Source organism: Pararcticibacter amylolyticus, from assembly GCF_003130405.1.
Classification (GTDB): domain Bacteria; phylum Bacteroidota; class Bacteroidia; order Sphingobacteriales; family Sphingobacteriaceae; genus Arcticibacter; species Arcticibacter amylolyticus.
Genome location: NZ_QEAS01000024.1, coordinates 1 through 1,610 on the forward strand (window position 1 = coordinate 1; position 1,610 = coordinate 1,610).

Here is a 1,610-nt window from a genome sequence, read left to right on the forward strand (position 1 = left end):
TCCCCGCCAGCAGCGGCTTTCCCCAGGAGAAGCAAAGCTATGACTACACCTACGACAAGCTCAACCGCCTGGAACTGGCCGCCTACACCACCCCCGGCAAGACCGGTTACTTCAACGAGCAGCTCAGCTATGACAAAGCCGGGAACATCCAGAGCCTGGAGCGGACCTCCAACGGGACAGGGAAGACCGACCAGTTGACCTACAGCTACGGCGAAAGCGGACAAAGCAACCAGCTGGCCAGCCTGACAGACGGCAGCAGCAGCAATGAAGGGCAGCCCGCAGGCACCACCAATTACACCTACGACGACAACGGCAACCTGGCCAGCGACAGCAAAAAACAGCTGACCATAAACTACAATGAACTCAACCTCCCTAAGACGGTCACCCAGGCAGGAAGTAACCAGACAATTACGTACCTTTACGATGCCAGCGGGCGGAAACTCAGGAAAGAAGCCACAGGCGGGAACCGGGACTATATCGGGGGGATCGAATACGGGAATGACGGGCAGATCGAGTTCATCCAGACCGAAGAAGGGAGGGCAGTAAAGAGCGGAGAAAGCTACAGTTATGAATATATGCTGAAAGACCACCTGGGCAATACCCGGGCGGTGGTGAAGCAGGACGGGAGCATTATCCAGTTATCGGACTACTATGCCTTCGGGATGGAGATGAACCATAACGGGATGACACCGAGCCCGGATAATAAATATAAGTACAACGGAAAAGAGTTGCAGACGGAGCTGGGGATGAACCAGTATGATTATGGGGCAAGGTTCTATGATCCGGTGATTGGGAGGTGGAATGTGGTGGATCCGAGTGCCGAAGCGCCTGAACAAATTCACAGATCTCCTTATGCTTACGGTTGGAATAATCCCATAAGATATAATGATCCAGACGGTCGATGTCCAGAATGCGAGATAAAAGTCAAGAGTCCAGCAGAAGGACAGACCTATATTTCTACTGGTGGAGCAAAATACACCTATTCAGAAGGCAATTGGAACCGACAGGGAGGAGAGTTAGAGACAGTAACAGTTACAGCATCTTCTTATGTTCAAGGACCATATGCCCATGCCAATGACAACTCAGTCGGGTTTGGATTGTATAGAGCCGGGTTTAGTGCTTCGGGTGACTATGCTTCTGCTTCAGGAAATGTGGCTGGCTTTACAGGAGAAGCTCATGCTAAAACAGATGGAGGGATTGATGTTGGAGCTTCAGTTGCAGTAGTAAAAGGAAATGCTTCGATAAGGTTAGGAACAGAGGATGTTAATGCAGTGGGGGCCGCTAACGGCAGTCTTCTTTCTGCAAATACGGGAGTAAAGGGAGAGTCAAATTTATCAAAGAACGGGGTGACAAATGTAAATGGTAGTGCTGAGGCTGGGGCTTATGTTGCGAAAGGCGAATACACAGGTTCGATTAATGTCTTTGGTGTCAAGTTGGAATTTACACAAGGAGGCTCAGTTGGGAGCGCCCATATCGGAGCTTCAGGCGGAGCAGGAATCAATGTTAAAAACAGGACAAGCACCTTAGAGGGTAGTTATAATATCGGGTTAGGGGTTGGTGTAAAGCAAGGCTTCAAAATTGAAATACCGTGGTAGTTGGGCCGTTAGTGA

1 protein-coding gene is annotated in these 1,610 nt (G+C 50.1%); it reads left to right on the top strand.

The window, feature by feature from the left end:
* The coding region (locus DDR33_RS21775) for an RHS repeat domain-containing protein (protein ID WP_146198826.1) at positions 1-1,595 on the top strand (1,595 nt) is incomplete at its 5' end.
* Positions 1,596-1,610 lie beyond the last annotated feature (15 nt).